The 15045-nt window shown below is 69.7% G+C and carries 17 protein-coding genes; 9 read left to right on the top strand and 8 right to left on the bottom strand.

Annotated features, from left to right (window positions below):
• Positions 1-517 precede the first annotated feature (517 nt).
• The 7 genes from ACIQR3_RS33890 to ACIQR3_RS33860 all read left to right on the top strand — a co-directional run bounded on the left by ACIQR3_RS33890 (position 518) and on the right by ACIQR3_RS33860 (position 7407).
• A complete protein-coding gene (locus ACIQR3_RS33890) occupies positions 518-1144 on the top strand; it encodes a hypothetical protein (RefSeq protein ID WP_403544816.1) in 627 nt (208 codons plus the stop codon).
• Between the two features lie 38 nt (positions 1145-1182).
• Positions 1183-4065 (top strand): Helicase associated domain protein, encoded by a 2883-nt coding sequence (locus tag ACIQR3_RS33885; protein WP_403544814.1) that lies wholly within the window; start codon positions 1183-1185, stop codon positions 4063-4065.
• A 248-nt stretch (positions 4066-4313) separates the two neighbouring features.
• The gene (locus ACIQR3_RS33880) at positions 4314-4697 is read left to right on the top strand and encodes a TIR domain-containing protein (RefSeq protein WP_403544813.1); all 384 of its coding nucleotides are present in this window, start codon (positions 4314-4316) and stop codon (positions 4695-4697) included.
• The gene (locus tag ACIQR3_RS33875) at positions 4694-5161 is read left to right on the top strand and encodes a hypothetical protein (RefSeq protein ID WP_403544811.1); all 468 of its coding nucleotides are present in this window, start codon (positions 4694-4696) and stop codon (positions 5159-5161) included. The genes ACIQR3_RS33880 and ACIQR3_RS33875 overlap by 4 nt, the downstream gene beginning before the upstream one ends.
• A complete protein-coding gene (locus ACIQR3_RS33870) occupies positions 5158-5448 on the top strand; it encodes a hypothetical protein (RefSeq protein ID WP_403544810.1) in 291 nt (96 codons plus the stop codon). The genes ACIQR3_RS33875 and ACIQR3_RS33870 overlap by 4 nt, the downstream gene beginning before the upstream one ends.
• Before the next feature lie 357 nt (positions 5449-5805).
• Complete coding sequence (locus ACIQR3_RS33865) at positions 5806-5934, top strand: hypothetical protein (protein WP_403544808.1); 129 nt, start codon at positions 5806-5808, stop codon at positions 5932-5934.
• A 222-nt stretch (positions 5935-6156) separates the two neighbouring features.
• Entirely contained in the window at positions 6157-7407 is a 1251-nt protein-coding gene (locus tag ACIQR3_RS33860) for a hypothetical protein (protein ID WP_403544806.1), read from the top strand.
• Positions 7408-7609: 202 nt separating this feature from the next.
• Here the strand turns inward: ACIQR3_RS33860 and ACIQR3_RS33855 are convergent, their stop codons facing one another.
• The 6 genes from ACIQR3_RS33855 to ACIQR3_RS33830 form a co-directional block, all read right to left on the bottom strand.
• Complete coding sequence (locus ACIQR3_RS33855; protein ID WP_403544804.1) at positions 7610-7888, bottom strand: hypothetical protein; 279 nt, start codon at positions 7886-7888, stop codon at positions 7610-7612.
• Positions 7889-8163: 275 nt separating this feature from the next.
• On the bottom strand, positions 8164-8556 hold the full coding sequence (locus ACIQR3_RS33850) for a DUF6415 family natural product biosynthesis protein (RefSeq protein ID WP_403544803.1): 393 nt from the start codon (positions 8554-8556) through the stop codon (positions 8164-8166).
• A gap of 44 nt (positions 8557-8600) precedes the next feature.
• A complete protein-coding gene (locus ACIQR3_RS33845) occupies positions 8601-8783 on the bottom strand; it encodes a hypothetical protein (protein WP_403544801.1) in 183 nt (60 codons plus the stop codon).
• Positions 8784-8879: 96 nt separating this feature from the next.
• Positions 8880-9731, bottom strand: a complete 852-nt coding sequence (locus tag ACIQR3_RS33840) for a helix-turn-helix domain-containing protein (protein ID WP_403544799.1) — start codon at positions 9729-9731, stop codon at positions 8880-8882.
• A gap of 29 nt (positions 9732-9760) precedes the next feature.
• On the bottom strand, positions 9761-10288 hold the full coding sequence (locus ACIQR3_RS33835) for a DUF6879 family protein (RefSeq protein WP_403544797.1): 528 nt from the start codon (positions 10286-10288) through the stop codon (positions 9761-9763).
• The gene (locus ACIQR3_RS33830) at positions 10257-10448 is read right to left on the bottom strand and encodes a hypothetical protein (protein WP_366768845.1); all 192 of its coding nucleotides are present in this window, start codon (positions 10446-10448) and stop codon (positions 10257-10259) included. The genes ACIQR3_RS33835 and ACIQR3_RS33830 overlap by 32 nt, the downstream gene beginning before the upstream one ends.
• A 313-nt stretch (positions 10449-10761) precedes the next feature.
• Between ACIQR3_RS33830 and ACIQR3_RS33825 the strand changes: the two genes are divergently transcribed.
• Positions 10762-11457, top strand: a complete 696-nt coding sequence (locus tag ACIQR3_RS33825) for a hypothetical protein (RefSeq protein WP_403544795.1) — start codon at positions 10762-10764, stop codon at positions 11455-11457.
• 121 nt (positions 11458-11578) lie between these two features.
• Here the strand turns inward: ACIQR3_RS33825 and ACIQR3_RS33820 are convergent, their stop codons facing one another.
• Positions 11579-12532, bottom strand: coding sequence for a hypothetical protein (locus tag ACIQR3_RS33820; protein ID WP_403544793.1), 954 nt, complete (start codon positions 12530-12532; stop codon positions 11579-11581).
• Between the two features lie 275 nt (positions 12533-12807).
• On the bottom strand, positions 12808-14010 hold the full coding sequence (locus ACIQR3_RS33815; RefSeq protein WP_403544823.1) for a hypothetical protein: 1203 nt from the start codon (positions 14008-14010) through the stop codon (positions 12808-12810).
• Between the two features lie 515 nt (positions 14011-14525).
• Here ACIQR3_RS33815 and ACIQR3_RS33810 point away from each other — a divergent pair.
• Positions 14526-14966 carry a hypothetical protein gene (locus ACIQR3_RS33810; RefSeq protein ID WP_403544791.1) on the top strand — a complete coding sequence of 147 codons (441 nt, stop codon included), beginning with the start codon at positions 14526-14528 and terminating at the stop codon, positions 14964-14966.
• Positions 14967-15045: the final 79 nt, after the last annotated feature.

Here is a 15045-nt window from a genome sequence, read left to right as displayed (position 1 = left end):
AGCCGAGGGCGTGGGTCTGCGCGATGTGCAAGCGGGGCGGTCGCTGCGCTCCCGCTGGCCCTCGCGATGCGAGGGCGGTCCCCTCCGCTGCGCTCCAGGGACCGGTGGGGCCGGCCGCTGCGCGCCCGGCGGGCCGCGCGGTGCGCGGCCGGGCCGATCGGGTTGGGTAGGGTGCGGCTAGTGGGGCCTCCAGTACGGGAGTTGGGGGGAGCGCGGGGCGCTCCCGGCGGGTCCGCTGCGCTCCCCCGCCTGACGGTCCTTCCGGCTGCGCCTCCAGAACCGTTGGGGCCCGCTGGCGCGGGCCGGGCTGGCTGCTGGGGTGGGGGTCGCTCGTTCGTGTGGGTTCCAGTGTACCGCGTGCATCGGGTTGATGCAGCATGTACCGTTGGCGGAAACACGGGACACCCCCAACCACCCGGGAACCTCCCCGGAATTCCGAGAGGAACGACCGCAGATGACCGGTCACCACGAATCTACCGGACCCAACCCCGCGCTGAGCAGCGATTCTCTGCGCCGGGTGAGCCAGTATCAGACGGCAGGCGTCAACGCCCGGTTGAAGGTGTTCGCGCTCCTGGAGGCGCAGGGCGTTCCTGCGGGCGAGGCGGACGACCTGGTGGGCGCACTGGAGGCCGGGGCGGTCGCCGGGGCGCAGTGCCAGGTGGTGGAGTTGGACGGCATGGCGCCGGTCTCTCGGGGCTCGCTGTTCGCTGACGGCTGGGATGACGGCGTCAGGGCCGTGAGCGAGGCCCTGGTGGGTATCGCGGACCGGGAGTGGTCCCGGCGCGGCGGCCGGTCGGCCGGGGCTGCTGAACTGGCCGTACACATCGCGGACGTGAGGCAGCGTGAGCGGGCGGACCTGGTGAGGCTGGAGAAGTTCGTCCGGGAGTCCGTGCTGCCGCGCACCCACCCGCACACCACGGCGCGGCGTCGGGTGCTGGAGGCGCTGGGCGAGGCCGGCGGTCTGTGCACGGCGCGGACGAGGAACAGCGACGGGGACGTCATCGTCTGCACGCTCGATGCCGGGCACTACGACGTGGACGACAAGCCGCCGTTCAAGGACGGAAAGCCCGGCGGCTGGCACAAGGCGGATGCGTCGATCTGGAACGACCTGGGCGCGGACGGCATTCCGCACGCGGCCCTCTGAAAGACCACAGGAATTCAGCGCTCGGGGAGGGCATGGAAATGTCAGCGATTCAGCTCAAGGAACACCAGGTAGATCAGCGCTCCGCGTTTCGCAGGTGGGTGGGATTCCCTGCAAGGTCATCTGTGCCCCCGCAGGGTGCCCGTGCCACGATCGTGTCAGCGACCGGCTCGGGCAAGACGATCACGGCCGCCGCGTGCGCGCTGGAAGCGTTCGCGGACGGCCGGATCCTCGTGACCGTGCCGACCCTGGACCTGCTCGCCCAGACCGCCCAGGCGTGGCGCCTGGTGGGCCACCGGGCGCCGATGGTCGCGGTGTGCTCGCTGGAGAACGACGCGGTCCTGGGCGCGCTCGGGGTGCGCACGACCACCAACCCGATCCAGCTCGCCCTGTGGGCCGGGCACGGGCCGGTCGTCGTGTTCGCCACGTACGCCTCTCTCGTGGACCGCGAGGACATCGACGCTCCCGTGGGCCAGCGGAAGGTTCGCGGGCCGCTGGAGGCCGCTCTGGCGGGCGGAGAGCGCCTCTACGGCCAGCGCATGGACGGCTTTGACCTCGCCATCGTGGATGAGGCACACGGAACCGCTGGTGATCTTGGCCGTCCGTGGGCGGCAATCCACGACAACCAGCGGATCCCCGCGGACTTCCGGCTGTACCTGACCGCGACCCCGCGCATCCTCGCCGCGGCCCGCCCCCAGAAGGGCGCGGACGGCCAGGAGGCGGAGATCGCGACCATGGCCGACGACCCGAACGGGACCTACGGCGCGTGGATCGCGGAGCTCGGGCTGTCGGAAGCGATCGAGCGGGAGATCCTCGCCGGGTTCGAGATCGACGTGCTGGAGATCCGCGACCCCTCCCCCGTTCTGGGGGAGTCGGAGGAGGCACGGCGGGGCCGACGCCTGGCACTCCTGCAGACCGCGCTCCTGGAGCACGCCGCCGCGCACAACCTCCACACCACCATGACGTTCCACCAGAAGGTGGAGGAGGCCGCCGCCTTCGCGGAGAAGCTCCCGGAGACCGCAGCCGAGCTGTACGTCAACGACGCCACGGACGACGACCTGGCCGCCGCCGACAAGCTGCCGAAGTCCTCCATCGACGCGGAGTTCTACGAGCTGGAGGCCGGCCGTCACGTCCCGCCGGACCGGGTGTGGTCGGCGTGGCTGTGCGGCGACCACACCGTCGCCGAGCGGCGCGAGAAGATCCGCCAGTTCGCCAACGGCATCGACGCGGCCGGGCGCCGGGTGCACCGCGCCTTCCTCGCCAGCGTTCGCGTGCTCGGTGAGGGCGTGGACATCACGGGCGAGCGGGGAGTCGACTCGATCTGCTTCGCGGACACCCGCGGCTCGCAGGTGGAGATCGTGCAGAACATCGGCCGGGCGCTCCGGCTCAACAAGGACGGCAGCACGAAGGTGGCCAGGATCATCGTGCCGGTGTTCCTGGAGCCGAACGAGGACCCGACCGACATGGTCGCCAGCGCCAGTTTCCGCCCCCTTGTCGCGGTCCTCCAGGGCCTGCGCTCGCATGATGAACGACTCGTCGAGCAGCTCGCTTCCCGCGCGCTCACGAGCGGGAAGCGCAAGGTCCACGTCCGGCGTGACGAGGACGGGCGGATCGTCGGGGCCGGCGGGGAGGGTGACGGCGAGGACCAGGAGGACGACGACACGCAGGCTGCCGCCGAAGCCGCGCTGCTCCACTTCTCCTCTCCCCGGGACGCGGCGACCATCGCGGCGTTCCTGCGCACCCGGGTCTACCGGCCCGAGTCCCTGGTCTGGCTGGAGGGCTACCAGGCCCTGCTGCGGTGGCGGGCAGAGAACGAGATCACCGGCCTCTACGCCGTTCCCTACGACGTCGAGGTCGAGGTCGGCGTCACCAAGGACTTTCCGCTTGGCCGATGGGTGCACCAGCAGCGGAAGGCGCTGCGGGCCGGGGAGCTGGAAGAGCGGCGCAAGACGCTGCTCGACTTGCCAGAGGCCGGGATGGTCTGGGAGCCGGGCGAGGAGGCGTGGGAGAACAAGCTCGCCGCGCTCCGGTCCTACCACCGGGCCACCGGGCACCTCGCTCCGCGCCAGAACGCCGTGTGGGGCGAAGGCGAGGCGATGGTGCCCATCGGGCAGTACATGGCCAACCTGCGCCGGAAGGGCGGTCTCGGGAAGGACCCGAAGCGGGCGGAGGAGCGCGCGAAGCAGCTGGCCGCGATCGACCCGGACTGGAACTGCCCCTGGCCGCTCAACTGGCAGCGCCACTACCGGGTGCTCGCCGATCTGGTCGACGCCGACGGCCACCTGCCCTACATCGCGCCGGGCGTCACCTTCGAGGGCGACGACATCGGAAAGTGGCGGTGGCGGCAGCAGGAGCCGGGCACCTGGGCGCAGCTCCTGCCCGAGCAGCGGGAGCGGCTGACCGCCCTGGGCGTACAAGGCGCCACCCTCCCCGTGACGGCCGCCGCCCCGGCGGAGCTCCGTCCGGCGCTGGCGGCCGCCCTCAAGGGGCCGAAGAAGGCAGGGAGCAAGGCCGAGGCGGCGTTCCAGCGGGGCCTGGCAGCCCTGGCGCAGTGGGTGGAGAAGGAGGGACAGCGGTCCGTCCCGCGCGGCGCGGTCGTGGAGGTTGCGGTCGACGGCGAGGCGGGTCCGGTGCCGGTGAAGCTGGGGGTATGGCTCTCGAACACCAAGTCGAGGCGGGACAAGCTCACCACGGAGCAGCGCACCGCCCTCGCCGCGCTGGGCATGGAGTGGGCGGGCGTGGTGCCGGCCATCGAGGTCGCCCCGGCGCAGCCCGCGCCGCCGGCGGACCCGAAGAAGCGGCCGGTGCGGGAGCACCACGAGGAGTGTGACAAGGAGCTGTACGAGGGCGGGAACTGCACCTGCTGGTCCATCAAGCGGTTCGGGCCACCCTCCGAGCGGGAGGGCTACGGAGACGACTTCTGACCGCTCCCCCGCCGCCGCACGAGACCCCGGGCCCGTCGACAGGGCACGGGGTCTCGTACGTCACAGCGCGGCGGGGCGGTAGTCGCTACGGGCGACGCGGGACGGTGACCCAGGCCTCCGCCAGGACGACGCCGGTCACCAGGTCGCGGTGTAAGCGTGAGCACCGCAAATCCGAATATCCAGTGATCGCTGTCAGTGCCTGATCTTACGATGCGCAGACGTACCTGCACTGAAGTAAGGACTCACTGATGCCGAAGCGCGTCTTCGTTAGTTTCGACTACGACTACGACAAGACCCTCAAAGATTTCCTGATCGGACAGGCCAAGAACCCTGACTCGCCCTTCGAGATCCATGACTGGTCGATCAAGGAGGCGTCTCCGGACTGGAAAGACAAGGCGCGCATGAGGATCAGGGCGTCGGACATCGTCATCGTCCTCTGCGGCGACCACACCGACAAGGCCGTTGGTGTGGCCATCGAGCTCAAGATCGCCCAGGAGGAGAACATCGACTACTTCCTCCTGAACGGGTACGCCGGCTCGACTGGCAAGAAGCCGACGTCAGCGAAGACCACCGACAAGGTCTACAAGTGGACATGGGAGAACCTCAAGACCCTCGTCGGAGGCGGTCGGTGACAACCCCTCCTCCACCGAATGAGCGGGCGGAAACCCTCGAGCTCTACAAGCTCGCCGTCGAGATGGCCGACCGCGTCTCCGCACGCAGAGGAACTGCCAACGCCTTCTTCCTGTCCGTCCAGACCGCGTTCATCGGCCTCGTAGGCTTTGGATTCCCGAAACTCGCCGAGTCCCCCTGGTGGGCAGCAACGGCCGTGGCCCTGGCAGGAGTGACACTGTCGGGGACCTGGTGGCTGCAGCTCCGCAGCTACCGGGACCTCAACACGGCGAAGTTCCAAGGCATCAACAAGATCGAGGAACGCCTCCCAGTCAAGATCTTCGCAGACGAGTGGGAGGCCCTGCGTCGGGACCCAATCTCCGGCTGGCGCAAGCGCTACGCCGAGCTGGGTACGTCTGAACGCGTCGTGCCCCTGGTGTTCGTCGCGGCGCATCTGCTCCTGCTTGTGGGCACACTGACGGCGTGACCTACCTCGATCCTCTCGCCGACCTGATCCGCGCCTGCCTTCCCCCGGACGCTGAACCTCCTGAAGATTCGGCAGCCCTGTTCCGCATGTACGCAGTCCTGCTGAAGGCCAAGGGGGCGGAGGTGACCAACGAGGATGTCCACGACGCCTGGTCCGCATGGATGCAGACAGTGAACAGCACTCACGAAGCACTGATCCCCTACGACGACCTCGACCCGGCAACCCGCGCCTTTGACGCGCCGTACGCGGAGGCCATCCGTAGAGCAGCGCGCCAGATGAGCAGGTAAGTAGGGCGCTCGCTGATGTTGGGCAACTTCAGCTGACCGCTCCCCGCCACACCGAGGCCCGGGCCCGCCCTACGGGCCCGGGCTCTCGTGCGCCACAGCACAGGGGTGCGGTGGTCTTCCCTACGGTCGGCGGGGGATGGGGGCCCGGGTCTCCGCCAGGACAACGCCGACGTTGGCTGCACCAGCCAACCTCAATACCGACAACCGCGACTATCTCTCTCCTTCGAGGAAAGCCGCCGTCTCCGCCCCGGGCAGACCCGCCTGCGCCACCGCTGCGCGCAGGTCCGCGGTAATCTCCTCCAGCACCGCCTGCGTCCTGGACTCGCCTGAGCCACCTGCACCGGCAGCCTGCCCCGCGTGATGGCCACCCTGCGCAACCTCTCCATCAGCGTGCTTCGCCAGGACGACCACACCAACATGGCCGCCGACTGCCGCTACACCTCCCGCGAACCACAACGACCTCTGACAGCCCTCGGAATCACGTGATCAACCGGGCAGATCGACTACAGGCAACGTCCCTGCGGCATGCCCCACGCCACGACAACGTACGGAGGTTGACGTAGGCGACGCGAGTCACTACGAAAGCCTCCGCCCACTGGTGACTTAGCGTTAGATTGGCTTGTAAAGCCTAGTCAAGCCGGGGGGTACTCAGATCCGATGTCGGCTGTGTTGCGACCTACTCGCTCGTCCGAACCCGTGGATGACTCCATGATCTTCTTCGCCATGCCGTACGGGCTGAAGCCCCTGCGCCAAGGCGACCCCAACGTGAAGTACAACTTCAACGAGCTCTACGAGTACCAGATCAAACGACCCCTAGTTAAGGCAGGACTGAAGCCTCAGCGCGCCGACGAGAGACCAGGTGCCGAGCTTGTATCGACTGTGGCTTGGGAAGGGATCGATCGAGCCGGCATCGTGGTGGTCGACTTCTCCGCAGCGTCAGAGTCCGTAGCACTTGAAGCTGGTTGGGCCATGTGCTTGCACAAGCGCATGATCGTACTCGCGCAGAGCGAAGACGACATTCCGACCAACCTTCGAGGCCTTCGGCCTATCGTGTACGATTTCACTCCCAGGGGAACCGGAGAGCTCGTCGAGCAACTGTTCGCAGAAATTGAACGATTGCGGAAGCAGCCTTTGCGGGAGATGGATCTCACGCCCCGCAACCCGCTAGTCAGCACGGTCGCCCAAGTGGAAGCTGTATTCGAAGACCGTGTTCGCGTCCGGGACATCAACAAGACGGACCGGTCTGCTGAGCTTTTCCGCGATGACGTCAGCTACACCGAAGTGCTGCCCGCCCAGGGGATGCCGAAGGGTAAACGGTTCCAAGTCGGCGGGCAGCTGAGGGGTGCCTTCCTCATGCGCGACGACGTCTACATCTTCTCTCAGAAAGAAATTGAAGATGACCCCTGGGACGCCTGGGAAAAGGCATACCCAGTACACAGCGAAGTGCAGGCAAGGGTAAACAATGTGGTCGGCCGCGACGCGTTCGTTGACCTACCCGGAGGCGGAAAATCTCGTTTCACGGTGCACCCGGGAGAGGAACTCCAGCGGGACAACGAAGTCACTATCGTGATCACGAAGGTGGACCGGAATCTGCACCGAATCGATGTGCGTCGAGTCGAAGCAGCGGCAACCGCACCCCTTCCGGAGCGGAATTCTTACCCTGCAGAGCAGGAGCGCATGACGGCCACGGTTCACGACGTCCGGCTCGACAAGGGTTTCCTCCTGGTGAATCTCGATAATCACCCCAGCCTGCCCCGACCTGCGATGCTGCACATCCGGAAGATGACTCCGGGCCTGCGTGAGCGGTTCGAAACCAATCAGGTCAACAAGGGGGATCAGTTGTATGTTCAGGTGGTCCGCGTGTCTGATGACCTGAATCGACCGGGGCAGATGAAGGTAGACGTTTGCGATTTGGTGTCAACCGGGGAAGATGAGCCGGATTGGGAACCTGCAGCATGAGGGCTTCGACCTTCCGGGGCAGGCGGACGCCTTGGCCCGCTTGCGGGAGGTAGCCGTTCGGGTGGGAAGGGACTTCGTTCTCACCCTGGAGGGTCACCCCTACGAGCCTCTCATCAGGAACTGAGGCGCTTCGCAGCAGCATGCAGCGCGCATCGTCACAGTGCAACAGGCTCAGCCCGTGGCGAGACCGCGTTGGCTTTGTTCACGACTCCCGGCTGTGGCTCAACTTCCGTGCAGCAGCCAAAAGGACGGTGCGCCGCGCCGGGGAGAAGACGAACGTGACGGCGTTCGTGCTGCGCCGGTTCGTCGAGCGGGGCCTGCTCGTCGACCTGAACGCGAATTCGGACAGGACGACCACCCCGGTCAGGTCGCGGAGGTCTGCCGACGCAAGGACCTGGCGGACCTGATCGCCGCCGATACCCCGCTCGGGCCTGAGCAGGCCGCCGCCCGCCTTCGGGTCCGTTGTGCCGACTTCGACCACATGGTCCGGCTCGGCTGGGTCCGCTCACCGCAGTCGATCGAGGTCGGCTTCGGCACCAGCCAGCGGGGCCGTCGATGTCGCGCTCTACACCACGGCGTCCGTCGACGCGATCGTCCCCGCCCACCCCGAGGTCGACTGGGAGCAACTGCGCGCGGTGGAGAAGGGTCGGCGCTCGCCGCTCGCCTCGCTGCGCCCGGAACCGGCGCACGCGTAGTCCTGCTGAGGGTGCAGCCCTCCGCACCCGGGCCCGTGGTCGCACCGGGTACGGAGGGTGGTCACCCGGCCTGGGGGCGCGCGGCCTCCAGGCGGTCCAGGCGCTCGTAGAGGGCGCGCACGAGACGGGCGCGGTTCTGGACGCAGCGCACGGCGCCCTCGATCGGCACGGACAGCCGGCCTTCCGCCTCGCGCAGGACGACGTCGGCGAGCGCCTTGGGTCCGCTGTCCTTGGGCAGCTGGTCGGCGCGGCGGCGGACGTCGGAGGCGACCGCGCGGGCGTGGCCGGTGAGCTGGAGGGCGATCTGCTCCAAGTCGCGGGCGGTGAGGGTGTTCTGGCCGGTCCACGCGAGGACGGCCTTGACGAGGCACTCGTACGGCTCGCGATCGAGCGGGAGCCCGGCTTCGATCAGACCGTCGGGGTCGTGCAGGACCGTGTGGGCGCTGGTGTGCATGGCGGGCCTCGATGCCGGGAGTGTCGTGTGCGGGTGGCCGGCGGTCACCGCTGGGGGTCCTCGCCGCCGCTGGCTCCGTCGTCCTGGTCCTCGTTGTGCCGGCCGAGGAACCGGGCGAAGCCGCGGTCCGCGCGAGCCAGCAGGGCCGGTGAGGGGACGCCGTAGGCGGGCGACTGGAGGCCGCGGCCCTCCCGGGCCGGGGCGGTGGTGTCCGTGGTTGCGCGCATGGAGACCCGCCTTTCCGGCTGGTGGTCCGTCGGTGCCGTCGACGCTACGCACCTGTGGTCCGCGCGCCCAACGAAGTTGCGGAGAATTGCGGAAGTTCACTCCAGGGCGTCGATCGCGGCCTCGATGAGGGCGCGGGCGGCGTCGCCGTAGACGGCCATCTCCGCGAGGCCGGCGAACGCCCTGACGTAGTCGGCGAGCTCGCGCGGCTGCGTCACCTTGATCTCCGCCGTCAGCGTCTCCACCACGGCCATGGTGTCGTCGTGGACGTAGAAGGCTTCCAGCGGCCACACGGTGCGCTGCGCGGTGAACGGGATGATCCCCAGCGAGACGGACGCGAGCGGCATCACGGCCAGGAGGTGGCGCAGCTGCCCGCGCATCGTCTCCGGGTCGGCGGTGCGGAAGCGCAGGACGGACTCCTCCATGAGGACGACGTAGCGGTGGCCGCCTTCGTAGAGGAACCGGGAGCGGGCGACGCGGGCGGCGACGGCTTCGGCGACGTCGTCGGGGGTGCCCTGGAAGCGGGTGATCTGGTTCATCAGGGCGGTCGCGAACGCCGGCGTCTGGAGAAAGCCGGGCGGCACGTTGGACAGGTAGACCCGGCAGTGACGGGTCTGCTCATGGAGGGCGAGCCAGTCCTCCTGGACCTGTCGCATGCCGCCCTGGTGCAGGCGGCGCCACTCCATGTACATCGAGTCGACCGCGCGGGCGGTGGCGATGAGGTCGTCGGCCTGGTCGTCGGCGCCGCACGCCGCGCACCAGGTGCGGATGTCGCTGTCGGAGGGCGCGGCCGCGCCCTTTTGGATGCGGGTGGTCTTGGCGGGGTGCCAGCCGCACCGGGCGGAGAGTTCCTTACCGGTGAGGCCGGCGTCCTTGCGCAGGTGCGTGAGCCGGACGGCGAGCGCCTCGCGGGCCGCCTGAGCGCTGGACGAGGGGGAGGCGGTCGTCATGAGATGGCGGCCCTTGGGTTGTGCGTCGGTCAGATGCGGTAGTCGGCGTGGTCGGTGGCCAGGTCCCACACCGCGCGGAACGCCTCCACGCACAGCTTGATGGCCTGCGGGTCGTCGGTGTGGTCGGGCTCGAGGGCCTCGCCGTCTCCGGAGAACAGGTTCCAGCGCACGAGGCGGTCGTCGATGAGCCAGAAGTCGTTGCCGGGCAGGGCGAGGGGGGAGGCGCGGCGGCGGGGCAGCCAGCGGACCTGTTCGCCGGCGCGGCAGTTGGCGTCGGTGATGGCGTGCTCGAAGCGGATGTAGTCGGTGACGGGCTCGGACACGATCCGGGCCCGGCGGACCTTCACCCCCCGGGCGACGGTCCGTTCCACCAGGGGCAGCCACCCGCTCCAGTACTCCGAGTCGTCCGCGGGCACGCTCCCGTCCCGCAGGAAGGCCTCAAAGACCTCGCGTTCCTCCCCCACGGCGTAGACGTCGCGGAGTTCCAGGTGCAGGGCGTGGGCCTGGGCGGAGTCGAGCAGGTCCTCAAAGCTGGGTGCCGGCGGCCTCTGCGGCATCGCACGCCCTCCTGATCTGCTCCACCATGCTGAGCGGGATCCGGACGATCCCTTCGTCGTCTGCGGGCGGACTGTCCTGACTGCAGGTGGCCCGGGTCGCCGCGTCGGCGAACTTGCCCTGCAGAACCAGTTCCGGGCCCTGGGCGGTGTCGGTGTCCACCCATATCGCCGGGCAGTTCCCTCCGCCCGAGTTCGGGTCCGTGCCGAAGAAAAGTAACGCCATGATCCCCTCCGAAGCGAGCTGGTTGCGCGTAGTTGCGTGACGACCGTCCCGCGCCCTGCGCGCCCGGTCAATACCGCGGATCGGCGGACCACCACCGTGCCATCCGGACGGGTGATTTCCCTTCGCGTACGCGGGCGCAGTCCTAGCGGAGCGCGTTCAACTTGCCTGTTTTCGAGGAGTCTTGACAGATTTTCATGTGTTCTGTCATGTTCTGTCCGCCGCTTCCGGCGAACGAGCGAGAGGTGATCTCATGCGACGAACCGAGTACGACGCGGGACAGGCCGCCAAGCGCCTGAAGGTGCCCGCAGCCGCCTTCCGGTGGGCCCGACACACCGGCCTCATCCCCGCCCCGGACGCGTCGTCCCACCAGTGGTCCCGGGCCGCCGTGGAGGCGCTGGACGCCGACGCCATCCGGGCCGCGATGCCCACCCCGCCGATCTCCGGCGGCGCAGCGGCCGACCGGATCGCCGACGCGCTCGGCACCCCGAACCCGACCACGTACGGCGAGCGGGCGAGCGTGACGGCGTTCGTGGTGCGCCGGTTCGTCGACCGCGGCCTCCTGGTCGACCTCAGCGCGAACCCGGACGGAACGCTGCACCACCCCGACCAGGTTGCGGAGGTCTGCCGCCGCGAGGACCTGGCGGACCTGGTCGCCGCCGACACCCCGCTCGGACCCGAGCAGGCGGCCGCCCGCCTCCGGGTCCGCCGCGCCGACTTCGACCACATGGTCCGGCTCGGATGGGTCCGCTCCCCTCAGTCGATCGAGGTCCGCTTCGGCACCAGCCGGGCCGGAGCCGTCGACGTCGCGCTCTACACCACGGCCTCCGTCGACGCGGTGCCCGCCGAACACCCCGAGGTCGACTGGGAGCAGCTGCGCACCGTGGAGAAGGGCCGGCGCTCTCCGCTCGCATCGCTGCGCCCGGAACCGGCCCCCGTACCGGCGTAAGCCTCCGAGGTCCTCGCGACCGCCCGCGCTCCACGCCGTCCAGAAGGGCGGCCCGGGGCGCGGGCGTTCTCCTTGCGTGCCGCTCCCGCGTGCCCGGCAGTCGCCCCTGTCCGGTTCCTGGTCACTTCCTGCCGGCGGGGCGGGCGTCCAGCGCCGCGCGCAGGCGCTCCGCGATGAGCTGGAACCGCTGGACGAAGTCAGGGTCCTTCAGCTCGTTGGGCTCGGGCAGCTGCTTGTGCGGGAGGGGCCGGGGCCCGGCGAGCGACCAGCCCAAGGGGCGCAGCCCGGCACGGTTCATGTCCCGGTCGACGCCCGCCAGGTAGTCCGCGTCGACGGGCAGCTCCCAGTTCGACTGCCAGATCACCCCGTCCAGGGCGATGGGGAGGTGCGGGGATCCGAAGAGGAAGCCCAGACAGCGCTCGCGCAGAACCGCCGCGCTCTGGTCGGGGCTCAGCGGGACGCCCTTTTCTTCGCCGCCGGGGCCGGGTAGCGCGGTCCTGCAGTCGATGTCGGGGAAGATATCGATCTCGCCGAGAATGACGTGCGCCGTCGCGTTCTCGCGGTCGGGGTAGGACCAGTGCTTCGGCACGAGGACGATCACGTCGTAGGCGTCGAAGAAGTCGGCCACCGCCGCCGCGAGTGGGCTGCGGTCGGTGCGGGGAAAGCCGCGGTTGTACTCCTCAGCGGGGTGGCGGGTTTCCCACATGCAGGTGTGGCGGGTCAGGAGGCCGGGGCCGTCCGGCGAGGACCACAGCGTGCTGGTCGTCGGCTCCGGCGGGATGGCCGGCTCGATCTCCTTCTTGCGGCGCCCACGGCTGCGGGGCCGCATGGTCCAGCGCCAGTAGTCCTCGGCTTCCTCGAGGAGCAGCACCCGCTGCCCGCTGTGCGCCCAGGCCGCCGCGATCCCACCGACCAGGTGGTAGAGGTTCCCCGAGCGCTCCGCCAGGAACCGCAGGACGTGCGGGGCGTGCGGCATATCGCTGGTCGTCGCGCGGCGCAGAGCTTCGGTGTACTTGACCCCGCTGCGGCTCGCCCGGCGGGCGGACTGCGCGGCAGTGGACTGGTTCTTCGGCATGACGTACTCCTCTGCCGGGCCGGGCCACGCCCCCGACTCCGGCTCGTACGACTGCCGTAGATCACGACGGAACGCAGAACGGAAAGGAGCGGGCCCCGCAGGACCTTGACCCCCACGTCCGGCGGCGTGGCTCCGGAAGCGGGCGGTGATCGGCAGTACGCCACTAGCCGGGCCAGATGCTAACCGGCGCAGCCGCACCGCCCGAAGCCACGAGCCGCCGGTTCCCTCGAACGGGCGAGGTCTCCGGCGGCCAGCTGGTACTTGTACCCCTTCCGTCAGTTCCGCCGGCGGAACCATCCGCGGCCCCGGCCCGAGTCGTCCTCCGGCTCCGGCTCCGGCGGGCGGGCGGCCTCGAGGCGGGCGGCTTCGGCGGCGGCTTCCTCGCGGGCGACGTCGTCGGCGCGGCACGGGCCGCACACGGACTTGTCCCCGGCCCGCACGGCAGTCCGGTGCACAGTGATCTCCTCCCAGCGTTCGTCCGTGAACTTCCGCCCGCACCGCGTGCACACCGGCCGCTCCGCCTCCCGCTGCGCGGCGCGGCGCTGCTGGTCCTCCGCGTCGGCGCGGGCCTCCTGGGCTAGGTAGAGGGCGTGCCCGTCTGGGTTGTCGAGCGCGGCCGTCAGCGTCTGCTCCCCGGTCCGTCCCAGCCGCCGCCACACCGCCGCACCGGCGCCGTGCTCCTGGAGCTGCTCCAGGGTGGTGACGACGACGGGCACCGCCTGGCGGTAGTCCCGCGCGGTGACCGCCTTCGGGTAGAGGGTGTCGTACCGGCGCGGCGCCCAGTAGCGGCGGCCGGCCTCCTCCAGCACGGCGACCGTGTTGGCGACCTTCGCCTCGGTGGTGTCCGCGAACACGAACGCGAGCGGGACCAGGCCCTCCCGGCCGGTCGGCGGGTAGAACCTGCGCCACAGCCGCAGCTCGTGGTCGACGTCCTCGATCGCGCCCGGCCGGGAGCGGACCAGGTCCACGGTGCGCTTGGCCGCGTCCTTCGGGAGCAGCCGGCCCCACTGCCAGTACCGGCGCAGCTTCTGCACCAGGTCGTGTGCGTCCTCGGAGCGGCGGTCGATCTCCAGCAGCATGACCGGCACCTCGGCCTCCGGCGCCCTCACCACCAGGTCGGCCCGCTGCACGTACCCGTCCGCGAGCCGGTGCCCGATCTCGGTCTGGAAGCCGAGCCGGTGGCCGATGCCTGCACGGTGGAGTTCGGCGGCCGTCGAGGTGACCGCCGCCGCGTGGTCGTCGTAGCTGGTGCCGAGCAGTTTCCCGGTGACCGGGTCGTACTTCTTCTCGCGCAGTGCCGAGACCCGTATGCCCTTCGGCTCCAGCAGCTTCTTCGCCTCGCCGTGTCCTCGCTTGGTCAGCACCCACACCTGCCGCTGGTCGTCCCGGACCGCTTCGATCCTCACCAGGTGGTGGTCCTCCAGATCCAGGAGGTTGTCCCGTACGAGCTTGTCGTGCTGGTTGTCCGGCCGGGTCAGCTTCCACAGCTGGTCGGGCGTAGCCCTCTGGAAGATTCCCAGTGCTTGCAGGAGCTCCCGGCGTCGAGGCTCGGTCGAAGTCCTCCTGTGCTTTGGCTTCCTTGCTACATCTACATGAGGGTTGTCGGACCTGCGGCGACCCCCTGTCCGCCGTGCCTGACCTGCGGAAACGTCCGGCCCGTGGTGACGGGGCGCGGAGGGGGTGATGGAGGGGTCCACGGAGGGGGCCTGTTCGGTCCGGTCAAGGGGCTGCTCGGGATCGCCGGCGGTCGCCAAGGGATGCTCCTGGAGGTGGGGCGGGCCTATCCCGCCATTCACCTTGTACAGGTTCGGTTTTCGGGCTTCGTGTGACGCCGACCTCGGAAAACCCCTCCGTCGTGACCGCATCGTGATCAACCGGCGGGGGGAGAGTTCTCCCCCCGCCGGTGGCCGGACTCTGTCCACAGGGCCGCAGTTCGAGGGTGTCTTCGAGGCCGCCGCAATCAGCAGGGGCGGCACGAACGTGAGGAGCACCCATGCCCGAGAACACCATCACCGTGCCGCTCGCCCCGATGGAGCCGGACGACGTCGCTGACGCCTTCGCCTACATCCGGGCGTTGCAGGCCGACGACATCGACACCGCCTGCGCGGTCGCCGACGACACGGGCCCGGAGCTGCGCCGGCTGCTCCTGGACGTCGCCGCGCGCATCTTCATCCCGGTCACCGCCGTGGACGACTGCGACGGGGAGCCGTGTGCGCACTCCTTCCTGGCAGCGGCACTCGGGCGACTGCTCCTGGAGGTCCTGTGCCACGCCGACGGCGCCTGCCTGGCTTTCCCGCCGGGCATCGCCCAGACCATCGTCCGCTTCACCGAGAACATCCTCACCGAAGACCACGGCGACGTCGCCGACGTCCTGCGACAGCTGGAGGCCGCGGGGATGAAGCAGGCGATGGAGGCGCACCGCACCACCGCGTAGCCACACCTCCAGGACGGCGGTGGTGCGGCGCGGCGCGCGTCACCGGCGCGGCGCCGTGGTGCGTTCCACCGCTCCACCG

The sequence above is a fragment of the Streptomyces sp. NPDC090994 genome, assembly GCF_044768905.1.
In the GTDB taxonomy this organism is placed as follows: Bacteria; Actinomycetota; Actinomycetes; order Streptomycetales; family Streptomycetaceae; genus Streptomyces.
The sequence above is the reverse complement of the archived record's forward strand: the minus strand, read 5'-3'. Positions and strand labels throughout refer to the sequence as shown.